We start from the raw sequence: 16,815 nt of genomic DNA on the forward strand, positions 1-16,815 counted from the left end.
ATTTTCACACTTTATCGATTATCATTTGTTTTATTTCGAAGTTTGAACTGCCTTGGACTCTATTACCCTGCTCCAGCCAGATGACTGGCATGCACATTTACGTGATGGTTTAGCATTAAAACGTACTGTACCTGATTTGGCTAAACAGTTTGCTCGTGCGATCTGTATGCCAAACCTTGTTCCACCAGTAAAGACTGTGGAAGAAGCGCTGGCTTACCGTGAACGTATTCTTGCTCATGTTCCAGAAGGTCTCAATTTTGACCCGCGTATGGTGCTTTATTTTACTGACTTCACCTCACCAGACGAAGTTCGTAAAATTAAAGAATCTGGACATGTAAATGCAATTAAACTTTATCCAGCGGGCGCAACCACCAACTCTGATAATGGTGTGAGTGATATCCGTAAGGTTTATGCAGTTATTGAACAATTAGAAGAACATCAAGTTCCATTATTACTTCATGGTGAAGTAACTCATAACCATGTCGATATTTTTGACCGTGAAAAACGTTTCCTTGACGAAGTACTCAACCCACTCTTAAAACAGTTTCCAAAACTTAAAGTGGTACTTGAGCACATTACAACAAGCGATGCGGCTCATTTTGTTTTAGAGCATGACCGTAATGTTGCGGCAACAATCACTCCTCAGCATTTATTATTTAACCGTAATGATATGTTGGTCGGTGGCATTAAACCGCATTTTTACTGTTTGCCAATTTTAAAGCGCCAAACACATCAAACAACTTTGCTTGAAGTTGCAACGAGTGGTAACCCTAAATTTTTCTTGGGTACAGATAGCGCTCCTCACTCACAAAATGCAAAAGAAAATGCTTGTGGCTGTGCGGGCTGTTATAGTGCACCTAATGCAATTGAGCTTTATGCCCAAGCATTTGACCAAGTGGGTAAATTAGAGCGCTTAGAAGGTTTTGCTAGCCATTTTGGCGCAGACTTCTACGGTCTACCACGTAATACTTCTACCATTACTTTGGTAAAAGAAGATAACCTTGTCCCAGAATCTTTTGATTATTTAGATGATCAAAAAATTATCCCGCTGCATGCCGGGAAAACGCTGCAATGGAGAAAAGTGTGACACAAGAAACCTCTGTCCCGGTCATTGGCCAACGTTTTCGTGGCTTCTTACCTGTTGTTGTTGACGTTGAAACGGCAGGTTTTAATGCCCAGACAGATGCATTGCTAGAAATTGCATGCATTCCAATTGTGTATGATGCTCAGGGACAATTTGTCCCTGGTCCAGCATTTCATGCGCACATTAACCCATTTGAGGGGGCTAACCTCGACCGCCGTTCGCTAGACTTTATTGGTATTGATCCATTCAATCCAATGCGTATAGCAATGGCTGAAGATGAACGCACTGCATTACGCCGTATTTTTAAGTCGGTCAATGAAGTTCGTAAACAGCAACACTGTACGCATGCAGTATTGGTCGGTCATAACGCTCATTTTGATCTTGGTTTTGTTCAAGCTGCAATTGCACGTACAAGCACAAAAAACCAGAACCCTTTTCATAGTTTTTCAGTCATGGATACAGTTACTTTAAGTGCTGTTATGTTTGGACAAACCGTCCTTGCTAAAGCCTGCATTCAAGCTGGAATTGAGTTCGATGGTAAAGAAGCACACTCTGCTTTATACGATACTCAGAAGACTGCTGAACTGTTTTGCTATATTTTGAACAAACTGTCTCCTTATCTACTTGACAGTTTGGTGGCGGCTTCTTAAGATACCGCCATCCTCAACGTCCCTATCGTCTAGAGGCCTAGGACATCGCCCTTTCACGGCGGTAACCGGGGTTCGAATCCCCGTAGGGACGCCATTATTCTATTCTTATAAAATTTCTTTTTTTTTCTTAACATTCTATTTATTGTTTTAACCTCTCTTATTTCCAAATAAAATACATTTGTATTTAAATATCACTGATACAGTATTTCCTTTACATAGATTTACAATATAATAATTCTTATTTTTATACTGATATTTATTATCAACAAGGTTTTAAATGGATCTTAAGCTTCGCCTCCTCTCCCTGAGCATCGCTCAGCTCTGCTGTATCTCAAGTGCTTTCGCAGAAACTAATGATTCCTCAACGACCCTTGCAACTATCAAAATTAAAGCCCAACAGACAGCTGACCAAACCTACAAAGTTGATAGTTCAAGTAGCGCAACACGAAGTGAAGTTGCATTAAAAAATACGCCGCAATCTGTCAGTGTGGTGACTCAAAAAGTAATTGAAGATATTGGAGCAACACGTTTAATCGAAGTGCTTGATTTAGCTGGCGGTGTTACTCGTGCTAATAACTTTGGGGGTCAAGGCTTAACAGGGTTTAACCTTCGTGGTTTCACTAGCGGTGAGTTTTACCGTAATGGATTCCCGATTAACCGCGGTTATCCGAACGCTCCAGATAGCAACACGATTGAACGCGTAGACGTTTTACGTGGTCCCTCTTCTAGCTTGTATGGCCGTGGTGATCCGGGTGGTACTTTTAACTTAATTTCTAAAACACCAAAGTCTGAGCAACAAACTACTTTAGGTGCCCAGCTTAACAATGAAGGTTTATACCGCACCACGGTAGACACGACAGGAACTGTACCTAATGCAGAGAACATCGGTTATCGTCTAAATGTGATTGCAGAAGGTGGCGATAGTTATCGCGACAATGTCGAATCTAAACGTTACGGCATTGCGCCAGTCATTCAATGGCAAGCTTCCGACGCGACTGAAGTTACCTTTGAAGCCGATATTTTAAGAAATCAGCATCCGCTTGACCGTGGGCAAACACGTTATGCAGGTCAGAAATCTTTTATTAGTTCACCAGACACTTATTTGTGGGAAACGGGTAAATACAATAATCGACTCTACAATGATAACAATATGACTCAATTACGAGTCGAGCACGACCTTGGAAATGAATGGAAGCTGAATGCTGGTGTGCAATATTTAAATGGCAAATTGCATGGCTATGCAGTAGAGGCAAATGGTATTCAAAATGACGGTGAAACTTTAGGCCGGAATTACAACTATCGTGAATTGAAATGGCAAGATACAGATGCCCAAATTAACTTAACAGGTAATTTCCAGCTTTTAGGTTTAACACATACCTTAGTGACTGGGCTTGAATATGAAAATTATGATTACAAGTCATACATTATTCGTTCAAGTGGTGATGTCGGTAGTTACCCTATTAATATTTATAATCCTGTTTTAGGCCAACCGCTGCCTGAGCTTAATCGGGTTACGACACATGACCGTGAAAACTTAAAAACAACTGCTCTTTTTGTACAAGACCAAATCGATTTAAATGAGCGCTTAAGCGCGCTACTGGGTTTGCGTTTTGAGCACTATGAACATGATTACAAAAACCTATTACCGAATACTGCAAACTGGAATACCAGTGATGATGCGTTTATTCCACGTTTAGGGTTGGTTTTTAAAGCTCGTGATGACCTCTCAATCTATAGCAATGCTGCAAAATCTTTTAAACCAAACACTGGTGCTAGCCGTAATGGAGAAAGTTTTGACCCAGAAGAAGGCATGGCTTACGAGTTAGGCTTTAAATGGCAAGCACTCGACAATATGCTATCGGTTGACTCTGCTATTTTTTATGCAAAAAAAGAAAATGTCTTAACTCTAGATCCTATAGATTCAGCCTATAAAGTTGCTGCTGGTGAAGTCCGCAGCCAAGGTATTGAGCTAAATGTTGCAGGGCAAATTACTCCAGCTTGGAAAATTATTGGTGGATATGCCTATACAGATGCAGAAGTCAGCAAAGACAATACTTTGAAAAAAGGAACCACCTTAGCCAATATTCCAAAGAATAGTTTTAATCTTTTAAATATCTACGAGTTTCAGGATGGCCCTTTAGAAGGCTTAGGTCTAGGAATTAATCAAAAATATATTGATAAGCGTGCAGGACAAACAGCCAATAGTACTTACACCATGAAAGGTTATGCGGTTACAGATTTGGTTTCTTACTATCAAGCGACACCAAAAGTTCGTCTTACCTTAGATCTGAAAAATATTTTTGACAAAGTTTATGATGAAAGTGCTTTCAATTTATATGCTTATCCGGGTGAATCACGTACGGTTCAATTAGGTATGAGCTATACGTTCTAAACTGAACTATAAAAAGATCTGATATACGGTAGTCTCTTCAAGGCGACAAACTTGTAGGTCAGATCTCGTTAGGGATATCAAACACTAAAAAGCCACTGCATTTTTAAGGCAGTGGCTTTTTATTAAGCTACTTTTATAAAAAAATATAATCTACTGATTTATAAATATTTTTATAATTAAATTATGTTCTATACTCAACATAGATCAAAACTATAATTTGAACATGACATGCAAATTCGATTATTTCACCTAAAAAATTCGCGCTCTCAACGCATCATTTGGTTTTTAGAAGAATTAGGACTCGACTATGAACTCACTATTAAAGATCATTCAGGCATAGGCGAAGATAAAAACTCACCTCATCAATTATCAAAATTTCCAACTCTCGAAATTATTGAACAAGAAAAGACTTCAGTCTTAGCTGAAACCTCAGCAATTTTAGATTACCTATCTCATTTACACCCACAATTGGGACCGAACAGCCTATCAAGCCAACAACCCCTAAATTTTTATTATTGGAAAAATTATTGTGAGGCAACATTCATTCCCGATTTAGTACTCAAACAAATCTTTCACCAAATTGCAGAGCGCACACCTTTTCCGATCCGTTTCATTCCTAAACTTTTAAAATATGGATTCGATCAAGGCTATCTCAATCAATCACTACAACAACAAATGAGAATGATTGATGAACATTTAGAGCAACATGCATGGTTTGCCGGAGATCAGTTTACTATTGCTGATATTTTGATGTGGTTTCCATTACTAGCTTGCTCACAAAATTATAGTCAGTTTAAACATATACACCGTTATCTTGCCCAAATAGAAAACAGACCTGCCTTTAACAATGCTTTAATTAAAGGCCAATGGTCTGCTTCTACATTTAACGCTTACTGGACCACTGCATGGTAATGAAATTATGCAGACTTACGCGAATTCACTTGTCCTTGAATCACCGCTTTAATATTGCCTTTGGCATAATTTAAAAACACCACAAGTGGTGAAAGTTTTGGATTTGGTTTTTTACCCTTGCCAATGGTTTTAAATTGAGCGGCATACCAAATAATTTCCATAATTGCCATTTTATCCACAAAAGGTAAACCTGTTTTAATCGGTTTTACGGCATAACGCACGTCTTGCCCTGCAATTAAACGTTCTGTTAAATCGGTTTCCACGGCAAATGGGCGAGCAATACCAATAAAGTCACATGCGCCACTTGCGAGTGCAGCATTCATGCCCGCTACAGTACGGAACCCACCTGTCACCATGAGCTTACATTTAACATACTGGCGGATTTTCTCAGCAAAATCTAAAAAGTATGCTTCACGCGCAATCGTGCTAGCTTTACGCTTATCCGCCTTAGCTCCAGCCATTGCTGGTGCCTCGTAAGTACCGCCTGAAATTTCAATTAAATCGATACCAGCTTCATCTACTGCTTTAAACACTGAAATCACATCTTCTTCGCTAATACCGCCACGCTGGAAGTCAGCCGAGTTAAGCTTCACGGAAATAATAAAATTTTCTGAGGTTGCTTCACGTACCGCTTTATAAACCTCTAATAAAAAACGGCTACGATTTTCAACTGAACCGCCCCATTGATCTGTGCGCTTATTGGTTAATGGCGATAAAAACTGACTAATTAAATAACCATGTGCGCCGTGCAATTGCACGCCTTCGAAACCTGCTTTTTCACAGATCTGAGCTGCTTTCGCAAAACGATTAATAATATCTAGAATTTCATCATGAGTAAGTTCACGTGGCGTTCCAAACATGGTTGCTAAAGCTGGGCTAAAAGGTACTGCCGATGGCGCCACAGTTTCTTTATTTAAACCTTTGGGACACTGACGACCTGGGTGTGACAATTGAATCAATTGCACCATGCCATATTTTTTACCTAAGGCCGCCCACTCTTTTAATCGATCAAGGTCACGTTCAGTTTCAATAACCACAACACCCGGTTCATTTTTTGCTCCAGCATTTACCATGACATTGCCCGTAATGGCACAGCCAAGTTCACCTTTTGCCCAAGCACCATATAAGCCCAAATGTAAATCATTTGGTTGGCCTTCATAATTTGCAAGCGCCTCACTCATCGCACCTTTAATAATTCGGTTTTTAAAGGTGGTATTACGAATTGTGATGGGTTGAGCAATCTGGTTCATGGTTAACCTCTTTTTTGAATTATAGAGCAATTACTCTAATTTAAATGAGTTATTGAGCGTATCAAGACATAATCGATAACTGACAATAGCACATGTCAATTTTAAAGAATATAAAAATATGCAACTTTTGCATAAGTTTAAAATTAGATTTATTCTATTAAAAAACAAATAATTAAAATAAAATCTTAAAGAGATGCTTTAATTAATTGTCTGGTATATTCAGTTTGAGGCTTAGAAAATAGGAGTTCAGTTTCCTGATATTCAACAACTTTAGCATGACGTAATACCATCACTTTATGGCACAGTGATTTCACTATATTTAGATCATGACTAATAAAAATATAACTTAACTGCTCAGCCTGCTGTAATTGTCGCAACAACTTAATCATAGCTTTTTGCGTGGTTCGATCTAAGGCCGATGTAGGTTCATCCAAAATTAAAAGTTTAGGCTGAACCACCAAAGCTCTGGCTAAGGCGACACGTTGACGTTGCCCGCCTGAAAGTTCATGAGGGTAACGATGTTGAAAATCTTCCGCCAATTCAACTTTTACCAAAGCAGATTCAACTTGCTGGGTTACCTCTTTTTCATTCACAGCTTTTAACTTTAACCCTTCAGCAATAATCTGCCCTACTGTCATACGGGGGTTTAAACTGCCAAATGGGTCTTGGAATACAAGTTGAAAATCTGATCTCATCAACCGTAGCACTTTTGGCTGTAACTGATTCAAATCTTGCCCTAAAAAAACAATTTTCCCGTTACTCTTAATAAGCTGAACCAAAGCCAGAGCTAAAGATGACTTACCCGCACCACTTTCACCAACTACCCCCAGTGATTCACCTTGTGCAAGATCGAAACTCAAATCTTCTATTGCAGTGAAATATCCTTGAAAGCGATTTAAAACTCCTTTTCTTATAGGAAATTGCACGCTGAGCTGTCGAAGTGATAAAACATTCTGCTGAGCGGGTCTAGACTCTGCACTTCCAAAATCATGATCTAACAATTGTGCTGTATAAGCTGTTTTAGGGTTTGCAAAAATTTGGCTCAGTTCACCTTGCTCTACTACACGCCCACTTTGCAATACAATCAGTTTCTCAGCATAGTGATGTATTAAATTCAGATCATGGCTAATTAAAATAAGTGCCATTCCATATTTTGCTTGTAAAGATTTTAATAGCTCTAAAATTTGTATCTGTAAGACCACGTCCAACGCAGTAGTAGGTTCATCAGCAATCAAAATTTTAGGCTGAAGCGCCAATGTCATCGCAATCATGACACGTTGTTTTTGTCCACCAGAGAGCTCATGTGGATAGCGTTTTAAAATTTGTTCGGGTTCAACAATTCCCACATCTTTTAGCAGCTCAACTATTCGCTGTCGAACCTCGCGTTTTGAACAACCTGATAAAAGAAGATTTTCTCCTACAATTTTCTCAACCCGATGTAGCGGATTTAACGCAGTAGCAGGCTCCTGAAAAATCATAGCGATTTTTCGACCACGTAAATATGATTGAGCTCTCTCATCTAACTCAAGCATGTTTTTTGAGCCAATCCAGACCTGACCCGTTACTTCTAATTTTTCTTGCAGCAATCCCATTATTGCTAAGCAACTCATCGATTTACCTGAACCACTCTCGCCCACAATAGCGAGTGTTTCACCTTCGCTTAAGTAAAAATTTAGATCTTCTAATAAAACTTTTTGGTCTTTGGTTTGAACCGAAAGATGCTCTACCTTTAACAACGTTGAGGTGATATTTAAATTATTTTCTTGGGTCAAACGCATCACGGGCCGCCTCCCCAATATAAATTAAAAGTGAAAGAACGATAGCCAGACTAAAAAAGCCAGAAATTGCTAGCCATGGCGCATCTAAATTATTTTTACCTTGTAATAATAACTCGCCTAATGAGGCTGCATCGGGCGGCAGTCCATACCCTAAAAAATCAAGAGCAGTTAAAGCACTAATATTGGTCGTTAAAATAAAAGGTAACTGAGACAAACTCGAACTGATCGCATTGGGCAAAATATGCTTAAAAATAATAGCGCGATCGGTCACTCCCAAAACTTGGGCTGCACGTACATAATCAAGCTGGCGAGCTTTTAAAAATTCTGCTCTGACAATTCCCACCAAAACGGTCCAGCCAAAAAACAACATAATGAAAAATAGCCAATATACATTTGGAACAAACATACTGACTAAAATCATGACCATAAAAAGCATGGGTAAGCCATTCCAGACCTCAACCAAACGTTGTCCTAATAAATCTACCCAACCGCCATAGTAACCTTGAATGGCACCTACGGTAATTCCAAATAAAGCGGAACAAAAGGTTAAGGCTAAACCGAAAAGCAACGATACTCTTAATCCATAAAGAATGCGGGCTAAAACATCCCTTCCCTGATCATCTGTTCCTAACCAATTTTGCTTGGAGGGTGATGACGGTACAGGAACAGCCAAGTCTAAATTGGGTGTTTGATATGAAAATTGAATGAGCGGCCAAACTGCCCATCCTTTAGCCTCAATAAGCGCTTGTACAGCAGGGTCTTTATAATCAGCTTCTGTTTCAAATACTCCGCCAAACGCAGTTTCAGGATAAGTTTTTAACACAGGCAAATAGTAAGAATCTTCATACTTCACTAACAGCGGCTTATCGTTAGCAATCAACTCCGCCGCTAATGACAAAATCAAAATCAGACTAAATAAAATAAAGCTGGCCCAACCTAATTTATGTTGTCTAAAACGTTGTAATCGTGTCCGCACAATCAAAGACATTATTTGCCTCCTTGTGCGTCAAAGTGAACCCGAGGATCAATCCATTGGTACAGCACATCGCAAATGAGACGTAAAATTAGACTAAATAAAGTAAAGAAAAATAGGACACCAAAAATAACAGGATAGTCCCGCTGGACAATGGCTTCAAAGCCCAATAAACCCACACCATCTAAATGAAAAATAATTTCTACAAAGAGATTACCCACAAAGAAAATACCCGCTAGCACTTCTGGCAACCCTGCGAGTACGACTAAAATAGCATTACGAAATACATGCTTATATAAGACTTGCTGGCTATTCAATCCTTTTGCATAAGCAGCTAAAACATAGGGTTTATTGAGTTCTTCTAAAAACGAATATTTGGTTAAATACGTTAAACTGGCAAAACCGCCTAATACCATCGTAATAAGTGGCAAAGTCATATGCCATAAATAGTCGGTAACTTTGCCCCAAAGACTGAGTTGATGAAAATTATCTGACACAAGATTTTGTAATGGAAACCATTGAAAATAAGAGCCACCTGCAAAAAAAACCACAAGCAAAATAGCGAATACAAAACTTGGTACAGCATATCCCACCACAAGAACTAACGAGGTGGAGCGATCAAACCATGAACCTTGCTGTCTCGCCTTTTTAATACCAAGCGGAATCGAAATTAAATAAATCAGAAAAGTACTTACCATCCCAAGCGAAATAGAAACAGGCATTTTGTCCCACAGCAATTGCACGACTGGTTTATCTTTAAAAAAACTCTGTCCAAAATCTAAAGTTAAATAGCCTTTTAACATGAGGAAAAAACGTTCAGGAGCAGAACGATCAAAGCCATACTGCGCCTTAATTTGTTCAACCATTTCAGGGCTCAAACCTTGAGCACCTTGATAATAAGTCTCTGCACTTAATGCACGTCCAATTCCCAAATCACCTTCAGCTTGATGTATTGCTTGCTCAACTGGCCCACCCGGTGCAATTTGCACAACCACAAAGTTAATCAATAAAATGACAAACAATGTGGGAATCATTAAAAGAAGTCGCTTGAGAATATATGAACCCATATAACAGGATTTCCTTTATGGCAGGTGCTTTTTATTGTTGATGTAAATATTTGGCAACTTTTTTGGCTTTATTTGCATCACTCCACCAATAATCTATTCCAGACGAAAGTGCTGGTTTAGTTTTAGGTTGTTGATACATATTCCAATAAGCATACCAGTTTTCACCTTTACCATAGGTCGGAATTTGATAATAACCAGCCCTCAGTAATCGATCGAGAATACGAGTATAAATAATCTGTTGGTCACGGCTCTTACTCGCAACAAGTTTTGAAATCACTTGATCAATTACGGGGTTGCGAATTCCAGCATAATTGTAATTTCCATCCTGCGCTGCGGCGATGCTCCCCCAAAACTGAGTCTGCTCATTGCCCGGATTGAGAGATTGCGGCAAATTCATCGTAGTCATATCAAAGTCGTAACGGCGGGTGCGCTCTAAATATTGAGGAGCGTCGACTTGACGTAAATTAACTTGAACACCGAGTTTTTTAAGATTACGGACAAAAGGCATGAGTGTTCGTTGTTTGCCATCTTGTTGAATTAAAAACTCAAGCTGAACTTTTCTCCCTTCAGGCGTCAACAACTGTCCATCTTTAACTTTATAACCAGCCTGTATAAGCAGCTGCCGCGCAATTAATAAATTTTGACGGTTAAATCCACTCGCATCCGACACTGGGTATTTCCAATCTGCTAAAACACCCTTTTGCATTATTGGAGATAACTTAGGCAGCAATGGTTTCAATATTGCTAATTCAGTTTTCGAAGGCTGACCCGTTGCAGCCAATTCGCTATTTTCAAAATAACTTTGAAGGCGTTGATATTGACCATAAAACAAAGCTTTATTCTGCCATTCAAAGTCATAGGCATAGGTTAAGGCTTGTCTAAAACGAATATCATTTAAAGGTTTACGTCGTGTGTTAAAGACATAACTTTCAGTTGCAATTGGGTTATGGTGACGGAACTTATATTGAGTAACTAACCCTGCTTTTACGGCTGGAAAGCGATAATCGGTTACCCATTTTTTTGGGTTAGTTTCTTCATGCAAAGTGTATTGCCCAGATTTAAACCCTTCAAAAGCAATATCCCAATTTCGATAATAGACATATTTTAAACGATCAAAATTATAGCGCCCCTTATTAATAGGCAAGTCTTTTGCCCAATAATTCGGATTTCTTTTATAACTAATACTTCTACCTGCATCAACTCGTTCAACCACATAAGGTCCCGAGCCAACAATTGGTTGTAGAGTAATTCGGCTAAAGTCTCTTTTTTGCCAATCTGTTTTTGAATAAATCGGTAAGGTTGCCAAAATGAAAGGCATTTTAGGATTATGCGTAGACTTAAAACTAAACTTTACTTGATGGGCATTTATTACTTCTGTTTTTGCCAAATCAGCAAGGTACATCTGTAAACCTAAATTGGACTTAGTCTGATATGCATCAAAACTAAATTTAACATCTGCCGCAGTGACTGGCTGTCCATTACTAAAACGCGCCTTAGGGTTTAAATAGAAAGTAACAGACTGCGTTTTTTCTGGATCATAAGTAACTTTCTCTGCCAAAAGAGGATATAAAACCCCGACCTCATCTAGCGATTGGGTCATTAAAGTATCAAAAAGATAATTAACGCCTTCTGTAGCATTCCCCTTACCATTCATACTATTGAGGTTATCAAAAGTTCCTTGAGCCGCCTGACTTAACAAACCACCTTTAGGTGCATTAGGATTTGCATATGGCATAGCCAGCATTCCTAAATATTTAGGCTTGGAATGAATCGCTATATATGAAGTGGTTTGCTGTGCAGAAAAAACAGCATGAGAAACGACACTGAGCCCGACTAGCAGGCTCAGTTGAAAATATGATTTATGCATAAGTTGCTAATTATTTTATAAATTAGGCACTTTAATGACATCGCCAATGCGAAGCTGAGTAGAAGGTGTCAAATCATTCAGCTCAGCCAAGAAATTGGTTTCTAAACCATATTTGCTGGCAAGGCCAATTAATGTATCGCCACGCTTCACTTTGTATTCCACAACAGTTTTTGGAATCACAATATTTTGACCACGCTGTAAATTAGCACTCGCTTTTAATGCATTCATTTCAGCCAGTTCACGCACTGAAATACCTGCACGGCTCGCAATACTATTTAAAGACTCACCAGATTTAACAGTATATCTTTCAGTGTTTTTACCAGCCGCAACTGTTTTAGTTGAAGACTTGGTATCAACTTTAGCTGTTTCTACTGTAGGTACATCACCTGTTAGCTTTAAACGTTGCCCTACACGAACGCTACTGGTACGTGAAAGACCATTTAATGATGCAAGGTAGTCCAACTGTAAGTGATAACGGTTAGCGATATTACCTAAGCTATCACCAGATTTGACTGTATACGTTTCTGGTGTTTCTTCTTTAGTATTTTTAGAAGGCTTAGTTGGTGCTTCTTCTTCAACTGTACCTGTGAGTTTTAAACGTTGACCAGCACGTAACCCAGCAGTACGAGACAAACCATTTAAGTCAGCCAAATAACCTGTTTGCAAGTTATATTTACTCGCAATCGCATTTAAGCTATCACCCGACTTTACAACGTATTGTTCTGGAACACTTAACCCTGCTGGTACTTTTATCGTTTGACCAAGCTGTACATGACTATTTGCTTTTAAGTTATTTAACTCGGCTAACTCAGCTAGGCTAATTTTTGATTTCGTTGCAATACTCGATAAAGTATCACCGCGCTGTACTTTATAGCCTTCTGTTTTATAAGAAATACTAGCAGCAGCCTTCTCAGATTTACTAGAAGTTTTAGTTTCAGCAACTTCATCTACAGAAATATCTTGTGTTGGCACATTAATTTTTTGGCCAACCATCAAGTTACTACCCGCAGATAAACCAGGCGTTAATTCAGCAAGTTCCTGATTCGAGAGCGCATAACGATCTGCAATCAATTTAAGGTATTCACCGCGCTTCACAGTATAACTTTTCGTTGCTATACGTTTTGCATTTGCCTGAACTGCTTTCGGCTCGACTTTAGCACTTGAGCGACTATTCTTCGGCTCTTTTAACAGTAGTTTTTGCCCAACAAATAGACCATCTGTTACTGATAAATCGTTATATTCAGCCAATTGTCTTACTGACAAATTAAACTGATTAGCAACACCGCTTAAACTGTCGTTAGCTTCAACTACATATACATCTGGTTTAGCTGTACTTTTAGATGTTGTTTGAGTTTCTTGTGGTTTAGCATCATAGAGGTAAAGTGTTGAACCTACATATAACGTCTTTTCAGGGTCAATCTGGTTCCACTTAGCAACATCGCGCCAGTTTACCCCGTTTTTCATTGCAATAACGGCCAACGTATCACCCGGTAAAACAGTATAGGTACTACGCTTACCTTTAGGCTGTACAACCACTACATCAGTATCAGTCTTGATGTAAGGTTTGTCTTTATTACGCTGTCCATCTTCAGAGTTAGCTACAGTCACGTCTTCAGCTAAAGTTTTTGGATAGGCAAAACCTCTACTGACCTCTTTACCTTGTTGCTCTGCAACTGACTGGCTCGTCTGAATTGCGGTTAACCTAATTTTGCCATCATACGGATCGACAATTTCGGTTCCTTTAGGCGCGATTGCTTTTAATTCAGCAACGACTTGATCTTTTTCAGCTTGTGTTGGTTGCGGCTCTAAAGCTTGTTGAACTGTTTCTTTCTCACCTTCAGCTCGTACTGCCGCTAAAATCTTCTCACGCTCTGCAGCTGAAATTGGTGGCTCCATCTTAACAGGCTTCGTAATGTTAGCTGCATTGGTCACAGCTACAGGAATACGCGGCGCACTTGGTACATCCGCTGATGCTGCAAAGGCAGCCAATGCATCAGAACCACGTGGTGTAGATTTTGAAATCGTTGAAGTATTCTTCACTGGTGAAGAAGGTTTAACTGGCTGAACTTGTGTTGTTGGTGTTGTTCTTGTTGTCACTGTAGTAGAAGGACTAACAGTTGTCGGTGTAGACGGTGAAGTTGCATTTGCCCACCAACCCGAGCTACCACCCGTTTTTTTGCCTTTTAATTTATTATCAATTGAAGGACTTAAATCTGCTGGAATCAAAATACGCATTGGGCTCGCAGGGTCTACTGCTTCACCACGATATCCCGGGTTCAATGCATAAAGTTCTGCACGGCTTAATCCTGCTGTAGAAGCAATTTCATTTAACGTTAAAGGTGCTGATAAAGTCACTTCACGGAAATGGGGTCTATTTGCAATAGGTGGTAGTTCTACACCATAAGCCTTTGGATTTTTAATAATTTGAGCAACTGCTAAGAAACGTGGAACATAGTTCATTGTTTCTTGAGGTAATTTTAATGACCAATAATCAGTTGGCAAACCAGCAGCTTGGTTGCGGTTAATCGCCTGCTGAATACGTCCAGGGCCAGCATTATAGGCAGCTAATGCAAGTTCCCAAGAACCAAATTGGTTATAGAGACTTCCTAAAAACTCATAAGCTGCGCGAGTCGATTCAACCACATCTCGGCGCCCATCATACATACCAGTTTGCTTTAAGCCATAAATACGACCAGTGCTTGGAATAAACTGCCATAGGCCCGCTGCTGCTGCACTACTTGTTGCAGCGGGGTCATAAGAACTTTCAATTACAGGTAATAATGCAAGTTCTGTCGGTAGTCCACGGCGTTCAGCTTCTTTTACAGTATGGTACAAATAACGACTGGCACGAGCACTCAAGCGATCAAGGTAAGGCTGACGAGAAATAAACCAGCTACGCTGAGCTTCAATACGTGAATCCCAATGATTCAAGTCCATTTTGAAACCCACAGACATACGCTTCCAGACATCACCATGCTTCAAAATAAGCAGACGATCGCCTTCTACAGCGCGCATATCGGTTGCTGAAAGTAAGTCTTCCAAAGAGTCAAGACTACTCGCATCTAAATAACCTGCACCACTGACCTGTTTCGATTTTGAGGTTTTTGCAGATTGCGGAGTCGATGAACAGCCTGTTGTAATACCCAACGCAGCTAAAGCAGAGCTAAGTACGGTAATTTTGAACAATGATGCCGCAGATGGCTGCCACACAAATGTGGTTGGTTTATACATAAAAACTTCCAAACAACTCGCGTAATATTTTTTTGGGGTCTGGCCACAAACCCTAGGTCTTCGATGCCATTGTAGTAAAGCGTGCAAGATAGACAAGGCAATAATTTGATGTCATTTGCATGGAAATGTTACAAGAAATTAAAAAAACCTTGCTTTGTAACGATGGAACCGAACTTTTTGCGTATACAATACACCATATTCAGTTCTTTTTCTTTTAGTTTAGGTTTCGATTTATGTCTCAAACAATCACACTGTATGTTGATGGTGCATGTCGTGGCAATCCGGGTTTAGGTGGTTGGGGCGCATATGTCATTACCGAGCAGGGTGAGCATAAATTATTTGGCGGTGAACCTGAGACAACCAATAACCGCATGGAGCTTACTGCTGCGATTGAAGGCGTTTCATTTTGCCCACCCGATGCTCACTTAATTATCTGGACAGATTCAAATTATGTGAAGCAAGGCATTACTGAATGGATTCATGGCTGGAAAAAGAAAAACTGGAAAGATGTAAAAAATCCTGACCTTTGGCAAAAATTAGATGCTGTATGTGCAGGTAGAAATATTGAGTGGAACTGGATTAAAGGCCATGCTGGACATGCAGGCAACGAAATGGCCGATGAGCTTGCAAATATCGGAGCCGATCAAACAGCACTTCAAAAAAAAACAGTTCTAGCGACTGCCCTGCAAGATATAAAAAAGCCTGAAGAGGATTGGTTGCTTGATGACCCTTTTGGGTTTGATATGGCAGAAGTAGCCGAAGAAGATAATATTGATCTTGAACAGCCCGAAGAAGTTAAGATGATTATTGTGGAAGAAGAAGTTATTGAAGTTGAAGCTGCTGAGCCAGAAAGTAAGCAACCCATTAATAATATTCATCCTCAAATTGTTGTGACTGAAGCCAAATTACAATTACAAGGGCCTCGACAACTGATTCTCGATACGGAAACCACTGGTTTTTATTTCCAAGATGGCGACCGAATTATTGAGGTAGGCGCTATTGAAATGATTAACCGGAAACTTACCGGTAGCTCAATTCATATTTATATTAACCCGCAAAAACCAGTGGGTGACTCAGAAAATATCCATGGTATCAGTGATAATTTCTTAAAAGATAAACCGCTCTATGCGGAAATTGCCGACACTCTCTTTGATTATCTAAAAGGCGCAGAGATTATTGCCCATAACGCAACCTTCGATATGAACTTCCTTGATATGGAGTTTAGACGCGCTGGTCTTCCCGCGCTTTCCGAAGTATGTGAGGTAACAGATACGTTAGCTTTAGCAAAAAGCAAACATCCGGGACAAAAAAACTCGCTTGATGCCCTTGTAAGACGTTATGAAATTCCGGCACGTGACCGTACCTTCCACGGTGCATTACTCGATGCTGAAATTCTTTCAGACGTTTACCTAGCAATGACAGGTGGACAGGTTTCTTTTGATATAGATGCCTTATCCCAAAGTGAAAATAGCCAGAACACAACAAATAAAACTAGGATTCAAATTGACCTACCAGTTATTTACCCTTCTGAAGAAGAGCTAAATACACATGAGACTTGGGTCAAAGAATTTGAGAAAAAACATGGAGAACCTTGCCTTTTTGCAAAATAAA

Annotated in this window: 11 protein-coding genes and 1 tRNA gene; 6 read left to right on the forward strand and 6 right to left on the reverse strand. The window is 39.6% G+C overall.

Annotation, left to right across the window (positions count from 1 at the left end):
* Nucleotides 1-52: 52 nt before the first annotated feature.
* The 5 genes from pyrC (at nucleotide 53) to I7H67_RS00645 (ending at nucleotide 5,038) form a co-directional block, all read left to right on the forward strand.
* Entirely contained in the window at nucleotides 53-1,087 is a 1,035-nt protein-coding gene (pyrC, locus tag I7H67_RS00625) for a dihydroorotase (RefSeq protein WP_004793881.1), read from the forward strand.
* On the forward strand, nucleotides 1,072-1,734 hold the full coding sequence (gene rnt, locus I7H67_RS00630) for a ribonuclease T (RefSeq protein ID WP_002117536.1): 663 nt from the start codon (nucleotides 1,072-1,074) through the stop codon (nucleotides 1,732-1,734). Before pyrC ends, rnt begins: the two co-directional genes overlap by 16 nt.
* Before the next feature lie 18 nt (nucleotides 1,735-1,752).
* A tRNA-Glu gene (locus I7H67_RS00635) sits at nucleotides 1,753-1,828 on the forward strand.
* A 183-nt stretch (nucleotides 1,829-2,011) separates the two neighbouring features.
* Nucleotides 2,012-4,126, forward strand: coding sequence for a TonB-dependent siderophore receptor (locus I7H67_RS00640; protein WP_198306824.1), 2,115 nt, complete (start codon nucleotides 2,012-2,014; stop codon nucleotides 4,124-4,126).
* 228 nt (nucleotides 4,127-4,354) lie between these two features.
* The gene (locus I7H67_RS00645; protein WP_198306825.1) at nucleotides 4,355-5,038 is read left to right on the forward strand and encodes a glutathione S-transferase; all 684 of its coding nucleotides are present in this window, start codon (nucleotides 4,355-4,357) and stop codon (nucleotides 5,036-5,038) included.
* A 5-nt stretch (nucleotides 5,039-5,043) separates the two neighbouring features.
* On the opposite strand, the gene I7H67_RS00650 is transcribed toward I7H67_RS00645, so the two are convergent.
* The 6 genes from I7H67_RS00650 to I7H67_RS00675 form a co-directional block, all read right to left on the reverse strand.
* Nucleotides 5,044-6,288 carry an NADH:flavin oxidoreductase/NADH oxidase family protein gene (locus I7H67_RS00650; RefSeq protein ID WP_192455425.1) on the reverse strand — a complete coding sequence of 415 codons (1,245 nt, stop codon included), beginning with the start codon at nucleotides 6,286-6,288 and terminating at the stop codon, nucleotides 5,044-5,046.
* 185 nt (nucleotides 6,289-6,473) lie between these two features.
* Nucleotides 6,474-8,069: an ABC transporter ATP-binding protein gene (locus tag I7H67_RS00655; protein ID WP_198306826.1), complete on the reverse strand. Its 1,596-nt coding sequence runs from the start codon at nucleotides 8,067-8,069 to the stop codon at nucleotides 6,474-6,476.
* Nucleotides 8,044-9,054, reverse strand: coding sequence for an ABC transporter permease (locus I7H67_RS00660; RefSeq protein ID WP_198306827.1), 1,011 nt, complete (start codon nucleotides 9,052-9,054; stop codon nucleotides 8,044-8,046). The genes I7H67_RS00655 and I7H67_RS00660 overlap by 26 nt, the downstream gene beginning before the upstream one ends.
* On the reverse strand, nucleotides 9,054-10,106 hold the full coding sequence (locus I7H67_RS00665; protein WP_198306828.1) for a microcin C ABC transporter permease YejB: 1,053 nt from the start codon (nucleotides 10,104-10,106) through the stop codon (nucleotides 9,054-9,056). Before I7H67_RS00665 ends, I7H67_RS00660 begins: the two co-directional genes overlap by 1 nt.
* Nucleotides 10,107-10,137: 31 nt before the next feature.
* Nucleotides 10,138-11,973 (reverse strand): extracellular solute-binding protein, encoded by a 1,836-nt coding sequence (locus I7H67_RS00670; protein ID WP_198306829.1) that lies wholly within the window; start codon nucleotides 11,971-11,973, stop codon nucleotides 10,138-10,140.
* Nucleotides 11,974-11,988: 15 nt separating this feature from the next.
* Complete coding sequence (locus I7H67_RS00675) at nucleotides 11,989-15,204, reverse strand: lytic transglycosylase (protein ID WP_198306830.1); 3,216 nt, start codon at nucleotides 15,202-15,204, stop codon at nucleotides 11,989-11,991.
* A gap of 233 nt (nucleotides 15,205-15,437) precedes the next feature.
* On the opposite strand from I7H67_RS00675, the gene dnaQ reads away from it, so the two are divergent.
* A complete protein-coding gene (gene dnaQ, locus I7H67_RS00680; protein WP_198306831.1) occupies nucleotides 15,438-16,814 on the forward strand; it encodes a DNA polymerase III subunit epsilon in 1,377 nt (458 codons plus the stop codon).
* Nucleotide 16,815 lies beyond the last annotated feature (1 nt).

Origin of the sequence: Acinetobacter sp. ACIN00229, from assembly GCF_016106645.1 — a bacterium.
GTDB classification, from domain to species: Bacteria; Pseudomonadota; Gammaproteobacteria; order Pseudomonadales; family Moraxellaceae; genus Acinetobacter; species Acinetobacter oleivorans.